We start from the raw sequence: 3,766 nt of genomic DNA on the forward strand, positions 1-3,766 counted from the left end.
ATCTGGATAAGAGACACGCCCCACAACCAGCCGCCGGCCCCGCCGTTGCCGCCGGCCGCTGCCAGTCCGCCGGCTCCGCCGTTGCCGCCATTGCCGATCAGCCCGCCGGGCCCGCCGGTGCCACCATCTTGGCCCGCTGCTCCCGAGCCGCCGTTGCCGCCATTGCCCACCAGCAGCCCGCCGGCCCCGCCGCTGGCACCAGTACCCGGCGCCCCGTCGGCACCGTTGCCGATCAGCGGACGTCCAACCAGCGCCTGCGTCGGTGCGTTGATCACATCCAGCAACTTCTGCAACGGCCCGGCATTAACCGCCTCCGCGCTCCCATAAGCCGCCGCACCCGCATTCAGCGCCTGCACAAACCGCTCATGAAACAGCACTGCCTGCCGGGCGACCGCCTGGAATTCCCACCCGTAACCGGAAAACAATGCCGCAGCGGCCGTCGACACCTCGTCGCTGCCAGCAGCGGCCAGCATGGTCGTCGGCGCCACTGCCGCCAGATGGGCCTCCCCGATCGCCGAACCAATCGGTGTCAGATCCGATGCGGCGGCCGCCACGGCCTCGGACGAAACGCTTACGAACGACATTCGGCCTACCTCTCAGCGTCCGGGGGCGACCGAAAGTCCGTCGCGCTCAGCGGATGACGCTATGCAGGAGAGGTAGCAGCGTCTAGCAGAAGCTTCAGTGCACAGTCTTGCTTCTGACGCAAGTAGAAGGCGCCGCAGCTGGGGTACAGACGATGCATCGGCTTCTGATCGGCGCAACAGACGCCGCCGGGCTGCGTCCGACAGGATCACCTATCGCCAGCGGGCTGCAGTTCGGGGACGCAGGGGCAGACGGATCGTTGCAGTGAATGCAAGTCTCTATTCGCAACCTTCTGCTAGACGCAGATGTGTTCCGTCCATAACGTGGCGTCATAAGCGGGAATGCGCTGGTCAGGTCGGTTAAGCAGCGCCTTCTCGGCAAACGACGGAGACCGAACGACCACGCGCTGCGTGGCGGCATCAGCGTGCGGCCCATCGGCTGATTCCCCGCGGCACGGCCTCGGACGTAGTTGAGGAAGTGAAATGGATTTCGCGCTGCTGCCCCCGGAGATCAATTCGGTGCGTTTGTACCTGGGCGCCGGCTTGCAACCGATGTTGCAGGCGGCGGCCGCATGGGCGGGCCTGGCGACGGAGCTGAGCTCGTCGGCCGCGTCGTTCGCCTCGCTGACCTCGTCGCTGACCGGTTCCGCCTGGCAAGGTCCCGCGGCCGCGGCAATGGCGGACGCGGCCTTGCCCTATCTGGGCTGGCTGAGCGCTGCGGCGGGCCAAGCTGACCAAACAGCCGGCCAAGTCACGCTCGCGGCCGCCGCGTTCGAAGCCGCGCAGGCAGCAACGGTGCATCCCACGCTGATCGCGGCCAACCGCGCCCAATTTGTCTCGTTGGTGCGCTCGAACCTGTTGGGGCAAAACGCGCCGGCGATCGCCGCGGCCGAGAGTCAGTACGAACAGATGTGGGCCCAGGACGTAGCCGCGATGTTCGACTACCACGCCGGGGCTTCGACCGCCGCCGCCGCGTTGACACCGTTCATCCCGACGGGAGCCCGGGCAGCGCTCGCCGGCGCATTGCAGAACCTCGGCTTGGCGAACGTCGGCGACGGCAACGTCGGCAACGCGAACATCGGCAACGCCAACATCGGGTCCGGAAACACCGGCAGCGCCAACATCGGCAGCGCCAACGTCGGCAGCAACAACGTCGGCTTCGGAAATTCCGGACCACTGGCAACGGCGGGCCTCAACAATATCGGTCTGGGCAATACGGGCAGCAACAACTTCGGTCTGGGCAACACCGGAGACGGCAACGCCGGCTTCGGAAACACGGGCACCGGCAACATCGGCATCGGACTGACCGGCAACCATCAGGTCGGATTCGGCGCGCTCAACACCGGCACCGGCAATATCGGCCTATTCAACACCGGCACCGGAAACATTGGTATCGGAAATTCAGGCTCCGGGAACTTCGGCATCGGAAACTCCGGCAATTACAACACCGGCTTGGGCAATGCCGGCAGCGTTAATACCGGTTTGTTCAATTCCGGAACCGCCAACACCGGGATGGCCAATCCGGGTAATTACAACACCGGCTTCTATAGCCCGGGCGTCTCCAACACCGGCGGCTTCAACACCGGCAACTACAACACCGGCTATTTCAACGACGGCAGCTACAACACCGGTGTCGCCAACTCGGGCAACGTCAATACCGGCGCTCTGATCTCGGGCGACTACAGCAGCGGACTCTTCTGGCGGGGTGACTACCAAGGATGGGGCCCGGGCTTCGGCAACACGACGAGCATGCCGTCATCGGGGTTCTACAACAGCGGCTCCGGCAGCGCGTCGGGCTTCGGCAACGCCGGCTCCAACAATTCGGGGTTCCTGAATTTCGCTACCGGACCCTTGGGCAACTCCGGATATTTCAATGCCGGAGGGCTGGAGTCGGGCCTGGTGAATACCGGAAACACCATGTCGGGCGTTCTCAACACGAGCACGTTGAGTCTCGCCACCGCGGCCCATCTGTCGGGTGTGGCAAACACCGGAAGCCAGATGTCGGGGATCCTCGGAGGGCCGTGGCGCATCAACTTCGGGTTCGCCGACAGCGGCACGCTGAATTTCGGTAACGCCAACCTCGGCAACGTCAACCAGGGCAGCGGAAACGTCGGCAGCACCAACCTCGGCAGCGCAAACCTCGGCAACGTCAACATCGGCAGCGCAAACCTCGGCGGTTTCAATGTCGGCTCGGGCAACCTCGGCAGCCATAACGTCGGCTCCGGCAACCTGGGCAGCCACAATTTCGGCCCGGCCAATCGCGGCGACCATAACGTCGGATTCGGCAACGCGGGCAACGACAATCTCGGTTTCGGCAATGACGGCATCGGCAATGTCGGCCTGGGAAACACCGGCACCGGCAACATCGGCATCGGTCTCACCGGCGAACACCAAATCGGATTCGGCGCCCACAACACCGGCACCGGCAACATCGGCCTATTCAACTCCGGCAGCAACAACGTCGGCGTGTTCAACTCCGGCACCGGCAACGTCGGCATCGGCAACGCCGGCACCGGCAACTGGGGCATCGGAAACGCGGGCGCCTGGAACTCCGGCATCGACAACCCGGGCACCGCCAACACCGGCCTGTTCAATCCTGGTGTCGCCAACACCGGCCTGGCCAATGCCGGAAACTACAACACCGGCAACTTCAATACGGCCAGCTTTAACACCGGCAACTTCAATCCTGGCGCGTACAACACCGGCGACTACAACAGCGGCGACTACAACACGGGCTGGTTCAACACTGGCAATACCAACACCGGCGCATTCGACAGAGGAAATTCCAACAACGGCTTTTTTATCAGCGGCGATAATCAGGGCCAGTTCGGCATCGACCTTGCCATCACCACCCCGACGATTCCCATCAACACCGACTACATCATCCCGATCAACCAGGTGGTGCAGTTCGGTGGCAACACCATCACCATCCCCGGCTTCACCTACCCGCAGAACTCCTTCCTGGACGGCTACTTTTACTTCGGCCCCTTCAATATTCCGCCGTCGACAATCACTCTTCCCTTGGTGACGCTCAATATCGGAGGCCCGACCACCGTCATCGATATGAGCTTCATCGGCGCGCTCGAGGGGCGCACGATTCCGATTCTCGATATTCCGGCGGGTCCGGGTTTTGGGAATGCGACGGGCGGTCCGTCGTCGGGGTTCTTCAATCAGGGCAGTGGCAG

Annotated in this window: 2 protein-coding genes; one reads left to right on the plus strand and one right to left on the minus strand. The window is 63.7% G+C overall.

Annotation, left to right across the window (positions count from 1 at the left end):
- A partial coding sequence (locus BST40_RS27460) for a PE family protein (protein ID WP_142276833.1) occupies positions 1-584 on the minus strand: 584 nt, incomplete at its 3' end.
- Positions 585-1,064: 480 nt separating this feature from the next.
- Between BST40_RS27460 and BST40_RS27465 the strand changes: the two genes are divergently transcribed.
- Positions 1,065-3,766 (plus strand): PPE family protein (locus BST40_RS27465; RefSeq protein WP_142276834.1); only part of this gene is annotated, 2,702 nt, incomplete at its 3' end.

The organism is Mycobacterium persicum (assembly GCF_002086675.1).
Classification (GTDB): Bacteria; Actinomycetota; Actinomycetes; order Mycobacteriales; family Mycobacteriaceae; genus Mycobacterium; species Mycobacterium persicum.